Here is a 16,025-nt window from a genome sequence, read left to right on the forward strand (position 1 = left end):
AACGATCGGTACGGCACGGGGGGCGCGTGGCGCCGTCGCCGGGCGGAGCGGGGTGACGGTGTGACGGGCAAGCTTGACCTGGATCCGCGGCTGGTGGCGCGGGCGCGGGAGTTGGCGCGCCGGGCGGGGCAGCCGGTGGTGGATCTGGCGCGCAGCCACACGACGGTGTCGGTGGAGCGTGCGGTGTTGCGGCTGGCCGGGGTGAGTGGTGCCGATCCGGACGGGATTCCGTGGGTGAACCGGCTCGTGGACGCGGTGGTCGCGGACGTGGGGTTGGGGCACGGGGTGGCGTTGCCGGTGTTCGACGCGCTCGCCCGGGAGCAGCTCGGTGACGTGACGTTGCTGGCGCAGAAGGCGGCGGCCGGGTCGGTGCGGTTCGAGGTGCCGACGAGGAAGGCGGCCACGGCGGCGCGCAAGGCGGCGCGGCGGGCGGTGGGTGCGGGGATCCGGGCGATCGACCGGCGGCGGGCGGAGCGGGACCGGCTGGTGAGGCGGTTCGGGGATCCGAAGCAGCGGCCGTGGATCTATCTGATCGTGGCGACGGGGGACATCTACGAGGACATTCCGCAGGCGCAGGCGGCGGCGCGGGCGGGTGCGGACGTCATCGCGGTGATCCGGTCGACGGGGCAGTCGTTGCTGGACTACGTGCCGGAGGGGGCGACGCGGGAGGGCTTCGCGGGCACGTACGCGACGCAGGAGAACTTCCGGTTGATGCGGGCGGCGCTGGACGAGTCGTCGCGGGAGTTGGGCCGGTACGTGCGGCTGACGAACTACGCGTCGGGTCTGTGCATGCCGGAGATGGCGACGTTGGCCGGCCTGGAGCGGCTGGACATGATGTTGAACGACTCGATGTACGGGATCCTGTTCCGGGACATCAACCCGATCCGGACGTTCGTGGACCAGCGGTTCTCGCGTCAGGTGCACGCGCGGGCGGGGATCATCATCAACACCGGTGAGGACAACTACCTGACCACTGCGGACGCGGTGGACGAGGCGCACACGGTGACGGTGTCGCAGTTGCTCAACGAGTTCTTCGCGCACGAGGCGGGGTTGGCGGACTGGCAGTTGGGGTTGGGGCACGCGTTCGAGATCAACCCTGATGTGCCGGAGTCGTTGCGGTTGGAGTTGGCGCACGCGTTGCTGGCGCGGGAGTTGTTCCCGGACGCGCCGTTGAAGTGGATGCCGCCGACGAAGCACATGACCGGCGACGTGTTCCGGGGGAACCTGCTGGACGGGTTCTTCAACCTGGTGGGGACGGTGACCGGTCAGGGGATCCTGCTGGTGGGGATGATGACCGAGGCGGTGGTGACGCCGTGGTTGTCGGATCGGGACATCGCGCTGCAGAACGTGCGGTACGTGCTGGGTGCGGCCGGTGGGTTGCACGAGGACTTCGTGCCGGCGCCGGGCGGGTTCATCCAGCAGCGGGCCAACCGGGTGCTGGGTGAGGCGGTCGAGCTGTTGGAGCGCATCGGTGAGCAGTCGTTGTTGACGGCGATCGCCGAGGGCACGTTCGGGATCATGAAGCGGCCGGCGGACCGGGGCAAGGGGCTGGCGGGGGTGGCCGCGCACGAGGCGGACTACTTCAATCCGGCCACGGAGATCCTGGAGGCGCCGGCGGTGGCGGGTGGAGAGGTGGCACGGGCGTGAGCGCCGTCGAGGCCGGCGGGGACGCCGGGAAGAAGATCGTGCGGCCGTACGGGGACACGACGGGCGACGGCATGGTGCAGGTGTCGTTCACGTTGCCGGTGTCGCACGACAAGCGGGCCGAGGGCGCGGCGGTGCAGTTGGCGAACAAGATGGGCATCGATCCGGCGATGTTGGTGCACGCCAAGCCGATGAGCGACGGGTTCACGTTCTTCGTGGTGTACGGGCGGGTGAACCATCTGGTGGACCTGTCGGCGGTGCAGGTGGTGGAGCGTGACTTTCCGCTGCTGAGCGCCAAGGAGGTCAACGCGGTGGTGAAGCGGCGGTTGCGGCGCAAGTTGTCGGTGGTGGGGGCGTGCATCGGTACGGACGCGCACACGGTCGGCATCGACGCGATCCTCAACGTCAAGGGCATCGCCGGGGAGAAGGGCCTGGAGTACTACCGGGAGTTGAAGGTCACGAACCTGGGTGCGCAGGTGAGCGTGCCGGAGTTGGTGGAGGCGGCGCGGGTGGAGCGCGCGGACGCGGTGCTGGTGTCGCAGGTGGTGACGCAGCGCGACGCGCATCTGCACAACACGCGGGAGATGTCGGCGGCGTTCCGGGAGGCGATGCCGGCGGGGCGTCGGCCGTTGCTGATCGTGGGTGGGCCGCGTTTCGACGAGTCGATGGCCGGCGAGTTGGGTGTGGATCGGATCTTCGGCCGGGGGACCACCCCGGGTGAGGTGGCGAGTTTCCTGGTGCACGCGTTGATCACGGACAAGAGGGCGAAGGCATGAGTGATTCCCGGGTGGGTCTGACGGTCGTGCACCGGCGGTATGTGCCGTATTCGCACGCCCACTACGCCGGCAACCTGGTCGACGGGGCGTACGCGTTGGGGTTGTTCGGGGACGTGGCCACGGAGGTGTGTATCCGCACCGACGGCGACGAGGGGCTGTTCGCGTCGTATTCGGACGTGCAGTTCCGGGCGGCGATGCGGGCGGGTGACGTGTTGGAGGTGACGGCGACGGTGACCCGGGTGGGCACGCGCAGCCGCACGATCGACTTCGCCGCGAGGGTGGTGTGCCGGGGGCGCCCGGATCGGGGTGAGTCGGCGGCGGAGGTGCTCGACGAGCCGATCGTGGCGGTCACCGCGACCGGCACGGTGGTCGTTCCGCCGGTGGCGTGAGGTACGCGGTCTGCGCCGACGTCGGGTCCACGTACACGAAGGTGGCGGTGGTGGATCTCGACGCGGGCGCGTTGGTGGCGTCGGCGTCGGCGCCGACGACGGTGGGCACGGACGTGCTGCACGGCCTGGACGCGGCGGTGGCGGCGGCCACCGCCGGCCTGGCGGTGGGTCGGGTGCCGTGGTACGTGTGCTCGTCGGCCGGTGGTGGGTTGCGCCTGGCGGTCGTGGGCTACGAGCGTCTGGTGACGGCGCAGGCGGGCCGGCGGGTGGGTCTGTCGGCGGGCGCGGACGTGGTGCACGTGGCGGCGGGTCGGCTCGGTGCGGCGGAGCTGGCCGGGTTGCGGGCGGCCCGCCCGGACGTGGTGCTGCTGGTGGGCGGCACCGACGGCGGTGACGCCGAGACGTTGACGCACAACGCGACGCGGCTGGCGAGGGCGCGCTGGCGGGTGCCGGTGGTGTTGGCGGGCAACGCCGACGTCCGCGACGACCTGCACGGGGTGCTGGCGGGGGCGCGGGTGCCGGTGACGGCGGCCGACAACGTGTTGCCGCGCATCGGGGTGTTGGCGCCGGCGTCGGCGCGGGCGGCGATCCGGGAGGTGTTCCTGCGGCACGTGATCGGTGGGAAGCGGCTGTCGCGGGGGTCGCGGTTCGCGCGGCTGGTGCGGGCGGCCACCCCCGACGCGGTGCTGACCGGCGTGGAGGTGCTGGCCGACACGCTGGGTGGTGATCTGGTGGTGGTGGATGTGGGTGGCGCCACCACGGACGTGTATTCGGTGCTCACGCCGGACGAGCGGGCCACCGGGCCGGGGCGGGAGGTGGCGGGGTCGCTGTGGCGGGCCCGTACCGTCGAGGGGGACCTGGGCATGCGGTGGAGCGCGCCGGGGGTGGTGCGGGCGGCCGTCGAGGAGCGGTTGCTGACCGACGGGCAGGGCGACGACCTGGCGGCGGGGGCGGCGGTGCGCGCCGGCGATCCGGGGTTCCTGCCGGCGGGGGCCGCGGAGCGTGCGGTGGACGCCCGGATCGCGGCCCTGGCGGCGACGGTGGCGTTGCGGCGGCACGCGCGGGGGGCGGCCACGGGTGAGCGGGCCGGGCGGGACCTGCGCGACGTGCGGCTGCTGGTGGGTTCCGGTGGGGTGCTGCGGCACGCCGCGCCGGCGGACGCGGCGGGTGTGCTGGGTGCGGTGCTGGCCGATTACGCCGGTGGGTGGCCGTTGCCGCGGGCGGCGCGGCCGGTCGTCGACGTGGACTACGTGTTGGCCGCCGGTGGGTTGCTGGCCGCCGAGCATCCGGCGGCGGCGGGGGCGTTGCTGCGGCGGCACCTCGCCACGGATTGAGACTCGCCGACGCGACACGCCGTGGTGCATCACACGACAGGCCCGGGTGGGTTGACAGCGGCGGGGGTCCACGCCGTACCGTCTTTGAGTCCTACTACGGGAAGCGGCTGTTGTTCGCTTCGTCCCTTCGTCCGCTGGCCGAGCGACATTGTGAGCAGTGCGTCGCGGCGGCCAGGTCCAGCGGGCGGGGGTCGGCGGGGCGGCGCGAACCGGCCGCGGTTACCGGTGTACGGGCAGGGTGAGGTGCACGGCCAGTAGACAACGGCCAGGCGGGGGCAGCCAGTCCGCGTCGGGTCGGTCCGAAGGTCGGCGCAGCTCATTCTCGCCCCACCGGCCGGGAAGGGCCTGGGAGCATCGGGGCGCGGCGCGAGCCGCGCCCCGATTTGTGTCCGAGCCTCCTTCGGTTCGAGGTCGGCGGACGGAATTCGCCCGCAAGGGCCGTGACGGGTCGTGACGTCCGGGCGGGCGGGGCGGCAACGATGCCGGCGGGTAGCCTTCGGCCCGTGATCGTGGGGAAGGTGCCGGCGCCGACCGGGGACGACAGCGGGCCACCTGCCGGGCGGGCGGGTGTGCCACGGGCGCTGCCGTTGCCGGTGGCCGCGCCGATGGCGGTGGTGGCCGGGCTGGCGTTGCTGGCGGCGTTCCCGCCGTACGGGCTGTGGCCGCTCGCGCCGCTGGGGGTGGCGTTGCTGGCCGCGGCGACGCACCGCCGCCGGGTACGCGCGGGCGCCGGGTTGGGTCTGCTGACCGGGGTGGCGTTGTTCGCGCCGCTGCTGAGCTGGACGAATCTGCACACCGGCTACCTGCCGTGGGTGTTGCTGTCGCTGTTGCAGGCCGGCTACCTGGCGTTGCTGGGCGCGGCGGGCGCGTACGCCTCGCCGCTGGTCGACCGGGTGCGGTGGACTTGGCCGGCGGTGACCGGGGTGTTGTGGGTGGGGCAGGAGGCGCTGCGCGACCGCACTCCGTTCGGCGGGTTCCCGTGGGGGCGGCTGGCGTTCAGCCAGGACGGCTCGCCGCTGCTGCGGCTGGCCGCGTGGGGTGGCGCGCCGCTGGTGACGTTCGTGGTGGCGCTGACCGGTGGGCTGCTGGTCGCGGCGCTGTGGCGGCCGTGGGGCGGGCGCCGGCGCTGGTGGGTGCCGGTGGCCGGGTTGGCGGCCGGGGCGGTCGCGGTGCCCGTGGTGGGGCTGCTGGTGCCGGTGTCCGGTGCGGGGGGCGGCGACGCGGTGACGGTGGCGATCGTGCAGGGCAACGTGCCCCGGCTCGGGTTGGACTTCAACGCCCAGCGGCAGGCGGTGCTGAACAACCACGTCGACGCCACGATCGAGCTGGCCGGGCAGGTGTCCGCCGGTGTGCGGCCCCGCCCCGACCTGGTGGTGTGGCCGGAGAACTCCAGCGACATCGACCCGCTGCGCGACACCGACGCCGGGGCGCGCATCTCGCAGGCCGCCGACGCGGTCGGCGCCCCGATCCTGGTCGGTGCGGTGCTGCGCGGCCCCGAGGAGGGGCAGGTGCGCAACGCGGGGATCCTGTGGCGGCCCGGCAGCGGCCCGGACCTGGAGCAGCTGTACACCAAGCGGCATCCGGTGCCGTTCGCCGAGTACGTGCCGATGCGTGATCTGGCCCGGATGGTCAGCAAGCAGGTCGACCGGGTCCGCGCCGACTTCGTGCCGGGCAGCGAGCCGGGGGTGCTGCGTACGGGGGCGGCGGTGCTCGGCGACGTGATCTGTTTCGAGGTCGCCTACGACGAGGTGGTGCGTGACACCGTCACGGGCGGGGCGCAGTTGCTGGTGGTGCAGACCAACAACGCCACGTTCGACGTGGCCGAGGCGCGTCAGCAGTTGGCCATGGTGCGGCTGCGGGCGGTCGAGCACGGCCGGCCGGCGTTGATGGCCTCCACGGTCGGGGTGTCCGGGTTCGTTGCCCCGGACGGGCGGGTAAGCGACGCCACCGGGTTCAACACCCGAGCGGTCGTGGTGCGGCAGCTGCGGCTGGACGACGGGCGCACCCTGGCCACGCGGGTCGGGTTGTGGCCGGAGGTGGCGCTGGCCACCCTGGCCGTGGTGGCCCTGGTCGGCGCGGGCGTGCTGCGCCGCCGGCCGCACGCCGGGTGACACCAGCCGGTACGCCGGCGGAGGGGGAGCGACGGTGGGCGAGACGACCGGCACCCGGACGGAAACCGGTCATCCGGGGGTGGGTCGGGTGCTCGTGGTGATCCCGACCTACAACGAGGCCGACAACGTGGCGCGGATCGTGGCGCGGGTGCGTCGCGCCGCGCCGGCGGTGGAGGTCCTGGTCGCCGACGACAACAGCCCGGACGGCACCGGTGCGGTGGCCGACGCCCTGGCCGGCGACGACCGTCGGGTGCATGTGCTGCATCGCGAGGGCAAGCAGGGCCTCGGCGCGGCCTACCTGGCGGGGTTCGCGTGGGCCCGCGAGCGCGGCTTCGACGCGGTGGTGGAGATGGACGCCGACGGTTCGCACGCCCCGGAGGACCTGCCCGCGTTGCTGTCCGCCGCCCGCGACGCCGACGTGGTGATCGGTTCCCGGTGGATCGCGGGGGCGCGGGTGGTGAACTGGCCGCTGCGGCGGCTGCTGTTGTCGCGCTGCGGCAACCTGTACGCGCGGCTGGTGTTGGGCATGCCGTTGTCCGACGCGACCGGCGGCTACCGGGTGTACCGGCTGGCGGCCCTGGACGAGATCGACCTGGCGTCGGTCTGCTCGCAGGGCTACTCGTTCCAGGTGGAGTTGTCCCGGCTGGCGCACCGGTCCGGGGCGCGCATCGTCGAGGTGCCGATCACGTTCGCCGAGCGGGAGCGCGGCAGCAGCAAGATGAGCCCGCTGATCGTGGCGGAGGCGTTGTGGCGGATCACGGCGTGGGGGGTGCAGGACCGGCGGCTGGCGGTGCGGCGGGGCCTGCACGGTACCCCCACCGGTCAGGTGCGGTGGCCCTGAGCGGCGGCGTGTCATGCTGGACGGGGCGCCGGCGCCCGCGCGGGGTGGCCCCGCCGCAGGCGCCGCTGATGGCGAATGGGGTGAGATGCGCCGAGGACTGAGGTTTGTGCCGTTGGCCCTGTTGGCGGCGACGCTGCTGGAGCTGGTGGTGTTCGTCGTGGTGGGGCGGGCTATCGGGTTCGGCTGGGCGCTGCTGGCGGTGTTCGCGGTGTCGCTGCTGGGGCTGGTGCTGCTGCGTCGGGAGGGGATGCGCGCCTGGCGTGGCTTCAAGGCCTCCGCGCAGGCCGGTCAGCCGCCGGGCCGGCAGGTCACCGACGGTCTCGTCGGGCTGCTCGGCGCGCTGCTGCTGGCGATGCCGGGCCTGCTCAGCGGCCTGGTGGGGGTGTCGTTGCTGGTGCCGCCGGTGCGCCGGCTGGCCCGCAACGGGGTGCAGCGGGCCGCGGAGCGGCGGGTGTCGTCGATGGTCGCCGGTGACCTGTTCGGGCCGCGCCGGGTGCGGGTGCGTCGGGGTGCGCCGCAGCCGGCACAGCCGCAGCCGGCTGCCGAGCCGACCGTCGTTGTCGACGGGGGTCGTGCCATCGAGGGTGAGATCGTCGAGCCCGGCCGGAACTGATCCGGACACGACGGCGCCCCGGGAGCGGATGCTCCCGGGGCGCCGTGGCGTCCCAGGTGCGGCTCAGGCGCGACCGCGACGGGTGCGGACCTCCTGCAGCCGCTCGGCGAGGATGTCCTCCAGCTCGGCGATGGAACGCCGCTCCAGCAGCATGTCCCAGTGGGTGCGCGGCGGCTTGGCCTTCTTCTGCTCCGGCTCGTTGCCGTCGACCAGCCGGGCCACGCTGCCGTCGAACTTGCACTCCCAGGTCGTGGGGACCTCGGCGTCGACGGCGAACGGAACCTCGAACTGGTGGCCCTTGGCGCACAGGTACTCGCGGGTCTGACGCGGCGCGAGCTCCGTGTTGCGGTCGGATTCGTAGCTGACCGCGCCCAGACGGCTGCCACGCAGCATACGCTCGCCCATGATCGACTTCCCCTCGTTCGTGGTGCTGGTCTTCTCGGTGTAACGGTCCGTTCCCGCCGGGCCATTCCCGCCCGGACGCCGGGCGGGCCTGCACAAGGGTAGCCGGCCACGCCAGCCGCCCGACGGGGTCGCCCCGGGCCGGGCCGGGCGGGTGGCGTGTTTCCGCTGTGCCACCGGCGATGGTAGCCGCCCCGAGGCGGCGCAGGTCGCGGCGGCCGGTGACGCGCCGGCCGCGCCGCGTGGATGCGCACCCCGACCGACGCTGCGGCCGCTCACGTGAAAGCCCGGCCCGCTCCTCCGCGCGGCGACGGCACAGCGACTCTCGCGGGGAACGGCACAGCGACGCGGCGGCCGGCTCAGGCCGCCGGGGTCGGTGGCAGCGGCAGCGGCAGGCCCGGCAGCCCGTCGATGCTGCGGGCCACGTGGTCCTTGCCGGCGAAGTAGTCGCTCAGCGACGCGTCGTCCTCCCGGGCGAAGCGCCGGGCGTGCAGGTCGCGGTCGGCGTCGTAGGACATGAACGGCACCGCGTAGCCGCAGGTGTCGCGGATCAGTTCGGCGCGCACGACGATGATCGCCCGCAGGCCGTGGACGCTCGCGTCGATGTCCGGGAAGTAACCCACCAACTCGCCCCAGCGGGGGTCGTCACGGAACACCGGCTCACCGCGCCCGTGCACCCGCACGATGTTCGGCGGCCCGTCGAACGCGCACCACATGAGCGTGATCCGGCCGTTCTCCCGCAGGTGCGCGATCGTCTCGGCGTTGCTGCCCGCGAAGTCCAGGTAGGCCACGGTGTGCGCGTCGACGACCGCCCACGAGCCACGCAGTCCCTTCGGCGACAGGTTGATGGTGCCGTCGCCCGACAGCGGGGCGGTGGCGGTGAAGAACAGCGGCTGGTCCTCGATGAAGCTGCGCAGCCGGCCCTCGATGCGCTCGTATGTCTTTCCCACCTCCGCATCATGGCCCGGTGACGGTCCCTGCGCTGCCCCCGGGTGGTGCGGTGCTCAGGGCGTGGACGCGGCGATGCGTACGCGGTCGCTGTCGTCGTCGGAGAGGAACGACGCCAGCGCCCGCCCCTGCTCGGCCACGGCGGCGCGTTCGGCGCGGGAGAGGCGGCGCAGCGGGGCGACGAGCACGGTGTCGGCCGCGACGCTCCAGGTCGCGGCGACCCGGCCGTCGACCAGGACGACGCGGGCGCCGGCGACGGACAGGCCACGGTGGGCGTCGTCGACGATGCGGCTGCGGTCGTGGTAGCCGAGCAGCGCGTTGTCGAACGCCGGCAGGAACCGCACCGGGGCGGGTGTGTCGGGGTCGGGGCGCGGCGCGTCGGGCAGGTCCCACAGCCGCCGCCCGCGCTCGTCGCGGAAGGCGACGAGTTCGTCGCGGATCGCGGCCACCGTGGCCGGCAGTCCGGCGAGGCCGCACCAGGCGCGCAGGTCGGCTGTCGAGGCCGGACCGAAAGCGGCCAGGTAGCGCCGCACGAGCGCCTCGCCGACCGGGTCGCAGCCGGGCGGGGCCGGCGGGTCGATCTCGCGGCCCAGCCAGGAGGAGAGCAGCACGTTGCGTACGCCCGCGGTCGTGCGCCACAGCCCGCGCGGCGGCAGCTGCACCACCGGGACGAGGGCGGCGAGCAGCATCTCGCCCAGCGCCCTCGGTCCCGGTGCCGGCCACCGGTCGGCCAGCTCCCGCGCGAGCCCGGTCATCGAGCGGGGCTCGCCGTCGGCCAGCACCTCCCGGCCCGCCGTGGCGAGCTCGTCGAGGTCCACGTCGGCGAGTTCGTGACGGTAGACCCCGAGTACCCGCTGGCGCAGCATGCCGTCGTGGCGGGCCCGCCACGCCAGTGCGTCGTCGGCGGTGACGAGGTGCACGGTGCGGCGCATGAGGTGCATCCGCACCACACGCCGGCCGGTCAGCAGGCCCGACAGTGCCGCCGGGTCGAACCCGCGCACCCGGGACCAGAGCCCGACGAACGGCTCCTGCGGTTCCTGCGCCTGTAGGCCGCACAGGTGCGCGACGGCGTCGAGGGCCGGCACGTCGGCGCGGTCGAGCAGCAGCTGCCGGGCCAGGGTGGCGCGGTTGAGCGCCCGGCTGTCGAGAACGGTCATCGGGTGCACGTCTTCCCTGCGGATCCACGGGACGGGTTCGGGCGGGTCCTGCTCAGGTGGTCGGGACGCCGGGCGCTCAGGTGGCCCGCTGCCCGTCGAGGCTCTCGCGCAGGATGTCGGCGTGCCCGGCGTGCTGGGCGGTCTCGGCGATGACGTGCATCAGCACCCCGCGTACGCTGAGCACCCCCGTCACCTCGTGCCACGGCGCCGGCGGCAGCGGGTGGGTCGTCGACAGGTCGGCGACGGCGGCGACGGTCTCCTCGGTGCGGGCGGCGACCTGCGCGTAGTGGTCGAGGATCCCGGCCAGGGTCTCGCCGGGCAGCATCTGGAAGCCGGCCTCGTGCTCGACGAGCCACTGCGGCACCTCGCGGGCCGTACCGGCCGTGATGTCGGCCCAGGTGACCCCCTCGGGCAGGGCGAAGGACATGGCCGAGGGGCCCTCGACCACGAAGCGCAGCCACGACTGCTCCATGGCCGCGACGTGCTTGACCAGCCCGCCCAGGCACAGCGCGCTGACCGTCGGGCGCTGGCCGAGCTGCTCGTCGGTGAGGCCGCGGACGGTGCCGGTCAGGGCGGATCGGGCGGTCGAGAGCGCGGAGAGCAGGTCGGCCCGCTCGGGGTCGAGGGTCGACGGGGGCGTGGCGGTGGCGGTGTCGGTCACGGCGTTCGGGTCCTTCTTGTCGTCGGTGGGCACGTGACCTACGTTCGCAGTCGAAGCGGACAGGATGTGTCCGCTTCTGCGGGCACCATGGGGGAATGCCGAAAACTTCCGCGCGCCTGCTGGCGTTGCTGTCGCTGCTGCAGGCCCGCCGGGACTGGCCGGGGGCGCTGTTGGCGGCGCGGTTGGATGTGAGCGCGCGCACCGTACGGCGCGACGTCGAGCGGCTGCGCGAGCTCGGCTATCCCATCGCGGCCGTCAAGGGACCCGACGGTGGCTACCGCCTCGTCGCCGGTGCGCAGCTGCCGCCGCTGCTGTTCGACGACGAGCAGGCCGTGGCCCTGGCCATCGCGCTGCAGAGCGCCACCACCGCCGGCGCCGGCATCGAGGAGGCCGCGGCGCGCGCACTGCACACGGTCCGGCAGGTCATGCCCGCCCGGCTGCGCCACCGCATCGACGTCCTCCGGGTCACCGCCGTCGAGCGGTCCCCGACGCGAGCGGGCCGGCAGGTCGACAGCGGCGTGCTCATCGCGCTCGGCGCCGCCGTGCACGCCCGCGAGGTGTTGCGCTTCGACTACACCCCCGTGACCCCGCCGGAGGCCGACGGCGACGGTGGGTTGCCTGCGCCGCGCCGGGTGCAGCCGCACCACCTCGTCACGTGGGGCGGACGCTGGTACCTGGTGGCGTGGGACCTCGACCGCGGGGACTGGCGCACCTTCCGCGCCGACCGGATCAGCCCGCGTACCCCCACCGGGCCCCGGTTCACCCCGCGTGAGCTGCCCGGAGGTGACGTGGCGGCCTTCGTGACCAGCCGGTTCCGGGGCTCCGGGGGCGCCGACGGCTGGCCCTGCCGCGGGGAGGTGATCCTCGACCTGCCGGCCGCGGTGGTGTCCGGGTACCTCCACGACGCGCTCGTCGAGGAACTCGGCCCGCACCGCTGCCGGCTCGTCCTGGGTTCGTGGTCGTGGGTGGGTCTGGCCGCCTCCATCGGCCGTTTCGACGTCGACATCGAGGTCGTCGGCCCGGCCGAGCTCAGGGACGCCTTCGCGCGGCTGGCCCGCCGCTACGCCGACGCCGCTGCCCCGTCGTGAGGTGCGCGGCGACGACCACGTGGCCGGCGGGGCAGGTGGCCGACAATGAGCCAACCACAGCGCCAGATTGATAAAATCAAGGTCGACATCTTCAAAATTGAGGTTTTGGCAGATATAACTTTAGGCATGACAGAGCGGGCGATGGACTGGCAGGAACTGACGAACCTGACCCGGGGCCAGCCGTTCGTCGTCGAGCGGGTGCGCCTGGCAGGCAACGGCGTCGCGATCGAGGGCGAGTTCGAGCTACCGCAGCTGGCCCAGCTCAACGTCGAGGACCAGGTCTTCGTCACGGCGTTCGTCCGGTGCCACGGCTCCATCAAGGAGATGGAGCGGATCTTCGGGGTGAGCTACCCGACGGTCAAGTCACGACTCAACCGGATCACGCAGATGCTCGACTTCGTCGAGACCGATCCGGCCCCGTCGCGGGCCGACGTCATCGACCGGCTGCGCCGCGGCGAGATCACCGCGCAGCAGGCGGTCGCCGAACTGGAGGGACGCGCGTGATGCTGCGGTCGGTGACCGTACGGGTGCGCCGCCCGTCCGGCCGTCCCGTCCGGATCCGGGTCCCGGTGCTTCCCGTCGTGCTCGTGTGCGCACCGCTCGTGGTCCTGGTCGTGCTGGTGGCGGCCGTGGCCTGTCTCGCGTACCGCGTCAGCGTGGCGCGCGCGCTCGCCACCACCTGGCACGTCGTGTCCGCGCTGCCCGGCACCCGGGTCGACATCGAGCAGGGCCGCACGGCCGTGCTCGTCGCCATCCAATAGGAGGAGAACCGATGACCGAACAACGCAAGGACATTCTCGACATGCTGGCCGAGGGCAGGATCACCGCGGCGGAGGCCGAGCAGCTCCTCGCTGCGCTCGAACGCGACCACCCGCCGGCGGCCTCAAGAGTCGACGCCCGGCCCAGAAACAAGGCGAAGTACCTGCGGGTGGTGGTGGACACCGTCGAGGACGGCGAGCCAGGCCGGGTCAACGTGCGGGTGCCGCTGCAACTGTTGCGGGCCGGCGTGCGGCTGGCGGCCCTGGTCCCGCCGCAGGCGCTGGGTCAGGCCAACGCCGAGCTGCACAGGTCGGGTGTGCCGCTGGACCTGACGCAGCTCAAGCCGGAACAGCTCGAGACGCTCGTGGAGCACCTCGACGAGATGACCGTGGAGGTCGACCAGCCCGATGCCAAGGTGCGTGTCTTCTGCGAGTAGCCGCCGTCGCAGTGCGACGGACCCTCGGCGAGGGTGCGGGAACACCCTCCCGAGGCCGCGTCCGCTAACGCAGAGCACGGTTGAACTGCGAACCTGAATTTTAGCCGCGCAGCCGGCCGGGTCGACGTCGACACCGGGCGGACCCGCGCCGGTGCGGGGCGTGCGCCTCGCTCACGGCGCCCGCCGGGCGGGGCCGGGGGCGCCGAGGTTGGCCAGGGCGGCGGCGAGGTGGCTGACCTGGTCGGCCAGCTGGGCGGTGCGCCGCTGCGCCTCGTCGCGGTCGGTCTCGGCGGCGCGCAGCCGTACGGTCAGGTCCTCGACGCGGCCCTCGGCGGCCTCGCGGGCGGCGGCCAGGTCGGCGCGCAGCGTGTCGTGCCGGCCGGCGAGGTCGGCCAGCTCCGCGCGGGCCTGCTCGGCGGTCGCCTCGGCGCGCTGACGGGCGGCCTCGGCCTCCCGGTGGGCGGCTGCGGCGCGCTGGCGGGCCGTGTCGGCCTCGGCGGCGGCCGTGCGGGCGGCGTCGGCCTCGACGCGGGCCTGTCCGGCACGCTCGCGGGCCTGCTCGGCCTCGGCGTGCAGGCGCTGCGCGCGGTCGAGGGCCTCGGTGGCGGCGCGCGTCGCCCGGTCGGCGTCGGCGCGGGCGGCGTCGCGTTCGCCGGTGAGTTCGGTGGCGCGGCGGCGTTCGGCGTCGATCTCGGCGCGAAGCGCACGCAGCTCGTGGCGGGCCATGTCGCGGTCGCGTTCGGCCTGGGTGCGCAGGGCCTCCGCGGCGCTGGCCTGCCGGCGGGCGTCGTCGCGGGCGGCCTCCGCGCGGTCGGCGCGTTCGACCGCGGCCGTGGCCCGCTCGGCGGCGCGCCGGGCCTCGTCGTGGGCGGCGTCGCGTTCGGCGGCGGCGGACCGGGCCTCCTCGCGGGCCCGGACGGCGGCCGCGGCGGCGTCCTCGGCGTCGCGGCGGGCCTCGTCGCGCTCGGTCTGGGCCGCCGCGACCTGCGTCGCGGCGTCGGCGCGGGCCTGCGCGAGCTGGCGTTCCACCCCGACCGGGGACAGCTCGGCGTGCAGGGCGTCGGCAAGGGTCTCCGCGACCTGCTCCAGCCGGTCCACCGCCTCCCAGGTGCGGGCCACCTGACCGGGCAGGCCGGGGGCGTTGCGGTGCCGCATCCGGCTGTTGCGCGAGGCCCGTTGGCAGGCGCCGTCGTTGTCGCGGCAGTAGCGGAACGGCCGGCCGGCGCCGACGCGCTGCGGCACCTGGCGTCCGCAGTGGGCGCAGGGGCGGGTCTCGGCGGGGGTGGGCTCGGCGTCCATCGAGGGCGGAGTCTACTGCCGGGCCCGGTGGCCCTCGGCGCAGCGCCCCGCGCCCCCGGGCATGAGCGACCGCCCCCCGGGGCCGGAGCGACCCCGGCCCGCCCGACGCGCGGCGGACCGCCTGCGGCGTGGGCGGTGCGGGCCGGCGCTGCGGGGCGGGCCGCCGGCGGTGCGCACCGCGCGGACTTGTGTGTGGGGATGCTCAGCCGGCCGTGCGGGCCGTGCGGTCCAGGGTGTAGCGGCGTTGCAGCAGCAGCGCGGCGAGCATCGCCGCGGCGGGCAGCAGCCCGAAGCCCCAGCGGATCGCGGTCAGCGCGCCGTCGGGCTGCGTGACGCCCTCGCCGGCGGTGGAGGCGACGAACCCGCCCGCGGCCAGGCACAGCGAGTACGCCCACGGGCCCAGCGCCGCGCCGGTGGCCTCGGTGGCCGTCCAGACCCCGGTGTAGGTGCCGGCGGCGCCGCCGCCCGCCCGGATGACGTCGGGCACCATCGAGAACGGCAGCAGTTGCATGCCGGCGAAGGCGACGCCGAGCACCGCCACGGCGGCCACCAGCACGGGCAGCCCCGCGGGGCGGCCGACGGCGAGGACCAGCGAGCCGGCCGCGAAGGCGCCCTGGGCGCCCAGCAGCGCCCGCTGCTTGCCGACGCGGCGGGCCAGCGTCAGCCAGGCCGGGGTGACCAGCAGCGCCGGGGCGACGAAGGCGGCCACCAGCACGGTGGTCAGCCCGGGGCGGCCCAGCTCGTACTCGGCGTAGTAGGGCACCGCGGCCAGGACCAGGTGGGTGGTGGTGGACATGGCCAGGTACGCGGCGACCAGCCAACGGAACTGCCGGTCGCGCAGCGCCACGACGAGCCCCCGCCAGCCGCCGCCGTGCGGTGCGGGCGTCGCGGCGGCGGCCCGGCGCAGCCGGGCGATGCCGGCCACGCCGACCAGCATGGCGGCCAGCATCCCGACGGCCAGCAGCACGCCCATCCGCTGGTAGCCGGCCCGGGTGGCGTCCTCGCCGCCGGCCAGCAGGGGTGCCAGCAGCCCGGAGGCGAGGATGCCGAGGGTCAGCACCACCATCCGGAAGGCCATCAGCCGGGTCCGCTCGTGGTAGCCGATCCGCAGGTCGGCGGGGGTGGCCAGGTAGGGGACCTGGTAGGCGGCGAAGAGCAGGTTGCCGGCGACGAAGGCGAGCGCCACCCAGGCGGCGGCCGGCGCGCCGGTGAGCGCGCCGGGCACGGCGAACAGGGTGGCGAAGGCCAGCGGCAGGGCGCAGCCGAGCAGCAGCAGCCGACGCCGGTCGCCCCGGCGTGCCTGTTCGACGTCGCAGCGGTGCCCGATCCAGGGGTGCAGCAGCACGTCGGCGACCTTCGGCAGCAGCAGCGCCAGGCCGGCCAGCCAGGGGGCGACGGCCAGCACGTCGGTGAGGAAGTAGAGCAGCAGCAGGCCGGGGACCGTCACCCAGACGCCCATGCCGAGGGAACCGGCGGCGAAGCCGAGCAACGGCCCGCGGGGCAGGGCGGTGGTGGTGTCCGTACCGGCCGGCTGCTGGTCGAGCCCGGTCATGGCGGCCTCCTCGGC

At 74.5% G+C, this 16,025-nt stretch carries 16 protein-coding genes and 1 pseudogene; 11 read left to right on the forward strand and 6 right to left on the reverse strand.

The window, feature by feature from the left end:
- Window positions 1-60 precede the first annotated feature (60 nt).
- From DER29_RS17315 to DER29_RS17345, 7 genes and pseudogenes are all read left to right on the forward strand, one after another.
- A complete protein-coding gene (locus DER29_RS17315) occupies window positions 61-1,647 on the forward strand; it encodes a lysine 5,6-aminomutase subunit alpha (protein ID WP_121398268.1) in 1,587 nt (528 codons plus the stop codon).
- A complete protein-coding gene (locus tag DER29_RS17320; RefSeq protein ID WP_121398269.1) occupies window positions 1,644-2,420 on the forward strand; it encodes an OAM dimerization domain-containing protein in 777 nt (258 codons plus the stop codon). The genes DER29_RS17315 and DER29_RS17320 overlap by 4 nt, the downstream gene beginning before the upstream one ends.
- A complete protein-coding gene (locus DER29_RS17325; RefSeq protein WP_121398270.1) occupies window positions 2,417-2,809 on the forward strand; it encodes a hotdog domain-containing protein in 393 nt (130 codons plus the stop codon). The genes DER29_RS17320 and DER29_RS17325 overlap by 4 nt, the downstream gene beginning before the upstream one ends.
- Window positions 2,806-4,143, forward strand: a complete 1,338-nt coding sequence (locus tag DER29_RS17330) for a glutamate mutase L (RefSeq protein ID WP_121398271.1) — start codon at window positions 2,806-2,808, stop codon at window positions 4,141-4,143. The genes DER29_RS17325 and DER29_RS17330 overlap by 4 nt, the downstream gene beginning before the upstream one ends.
- Window positions 4,144-4,622: 479 nt before the next feature.
- Window positions 4,623-6,280 (forward strand): annotated as a pseudogene (gene lnt / locus DER29_RS17335) (apolipoprotein N-acyltransferase); the annotation flags it as partial.
- An 8-nt stretch (window positions 6,281-6,288) separates the two neighbouring features.
- The gene (locus tag DER29_RS17340; RefSeq protein ID WP_121398273.1) at window positions 6,289-7,095 is read left to right on the forward strand and encodes a polyprenol monophosphomannose synthase; all 807 of its coding nucleotides are present in this window, start codon (window positions 6,289-6,291) and stop codon (window positions 7,093-7,095) included.
- A gap of 85 nt (window positions 7,096-7,180) precedes the next feature.
- A complete protein-coding gene (locus DER29_RS17345; protein WP_121398274.1) occupies window positions 7,181-7,708 on the forward strand; it encodes an FxsA family protein in 528 nt (175 codons plus the stop codon).
- A gap of 63 nt (window positions 7,709-7,771) precedes the next feature.
- Here DER29_RS17345 and DER29_RS17350 read toward each other — a convergent pair whose 3' ends face one another.
- The 4 genes from DER29_RS17350 to DER29_RS17365 all read right to left on the reverse strand — a co-directional run bounded on the left by DER29_RS17350 (window position 7,772) and on the right by DER29_RS17365 (window position 10,909).
- Window positions 7,772-8,113: an RNA polymerase-binding protein RbpA gene (locus tag DER29_RS17350; RefSeq protein ID WP_007460094.1), complete on the reverse strand. Its 342-nt coding sequence runs from the start codon at window positions 8,111-8,113 to the stop codon at window positions 7,772-7,774.
- Window positions 8,114-8,469: 356 nt separating this feature from the next.
- Window positions 8,470-9,060 (reverse strand): pyridoxamine 5'-phosphate oxidase family protein, encoded by a 591-nt coding sequence (locus DER29_RS17355; RefSeq protein WP_121398275.1) that lies wholly within the window; start codon window positions 9,058-9,060, stop codon window positions 8,470-8,472.
- A 54-nt stretch (window positions 9,061-9,114) separates the two neighbouring features.
- Complete coding sequence (locus DER29_RS17360; RefSeq protein ID WP_121398276.1) at window positions 9,115-10,215, reverse strand: winged helix DNA-binding domain-containing protein; 1,101 nt, start codon at window positions 10,213-10,215, stop codon at window positions 9,115-9,117.
- A 76-nt stretch (window positions 10,216-10,291) separates the two neighbouring features.
- Entirely contained in the window at window positions 10,292-10,909 is a 618-nt protein-coding gene (locus tag DER29_RS17365; RefSeq protein WP_121398277.1) for a DinB family protein, read from the reverse strand.
- A 62-nt stretch (window positions 10,910-10,971) separates the two neighbouring features.
- Here DER29_RS17365 and DER29_RS17370 point away from each other — a divergent pair, with 62 nt between their 5' ends.
- Genes DER29_RS17370 through DER29_RS17385 form a run of 4 tightly spaced genes read left to right on the forward strand, consistent with a single transcriptional unit; the run spans window position 10,972 to window position 13,159 of the window.
- Window positions 10,972-11,964: a YafY family protein gene (locus tag DER29_RS17370; protein WP_121398278.1), complete on the forward strand. Its 993-nt coding sequence runs from the start codon at window positions 10,972-10,974 to the stop codon at window positions 11,962-11,964.
- 45 nt (window positions 11,965-12,009) lie between these two features.
- The gene (locus tag DER29_RS17375) at window positions 12,010-12,468 is read left to right on the forward strand and encodes a DUF2089 domain-containing protein (RefSeq protein ID WP_233599876.1); all 459 of its coding nucleotides are present in this window, start codon (window positions 12,010-12,012) and stop codon (window positions 12,466-12,468) included.
- Window positions 12,468-12,725: a hypothetical protein gene (locus tag DER29_RS17380; RefSeq protein ID WP_199729336.1), complete on the forward strand. Its 258-nt coding sequence runs from the start codon at window positions 12,468-12,470 to the stop codon at window positions 12,723-12,725. Before DER29_RS17375 ends, DER29_RS17380 begins: the two co-directional genes overlap by 1 nt.
- 11 nt (window positions 12,726-12,736) lie before the next feature.
- Entirely contained in the window at window positions 12,737-13,159 is a 423-nt protein-coding gene (locus tag DER29_RS17385) for a hypothetical protein (RefSeq protein ID WP_121398281.1), read from the forward strand.
- 171 nt (window positions 13,160-13,330) lie between these two features.
- On the opposite strand, the gene DER29_RS17390 is transcribed toward DER29_RS17385, so the two are convergent.
- Together DER29_RS17390 and DER29_RS17395 are read right to left on the reverse strand one after the other, a co-directional pair.
- A complete protein-coding gene (locus DER29_RS17390) occupies window positions 13,331-14,458 on the reverse strand; it encodes a hypothetical protein (protein WP_121398282.1) in 1,128 nt (375 codons plus the stop codon).
- Window positions 14,459-14,660: 202 nt separating this feature from the next.
- Window positions 14,661-16,010, reverse strand: coding sequence for an MFS transporter (locus DER29_RS17395; RefSeq protein WP_121399295.1), 1,350 nt, complete (start codon window positions 16,008-16,010; stop codon window positions 14,661-14,663).
- Window positions 16,011-16,025 lie beyond the last annotated feature (15 nt).

Source organism: Micromonospora sp. M71_S20 (assembly GCF_003664255.1).
GTDB lineage: Bacteria > Actinomycetota > Actinomycetes > Mycobacteriales > Micromonosporaceae > Micromonospora.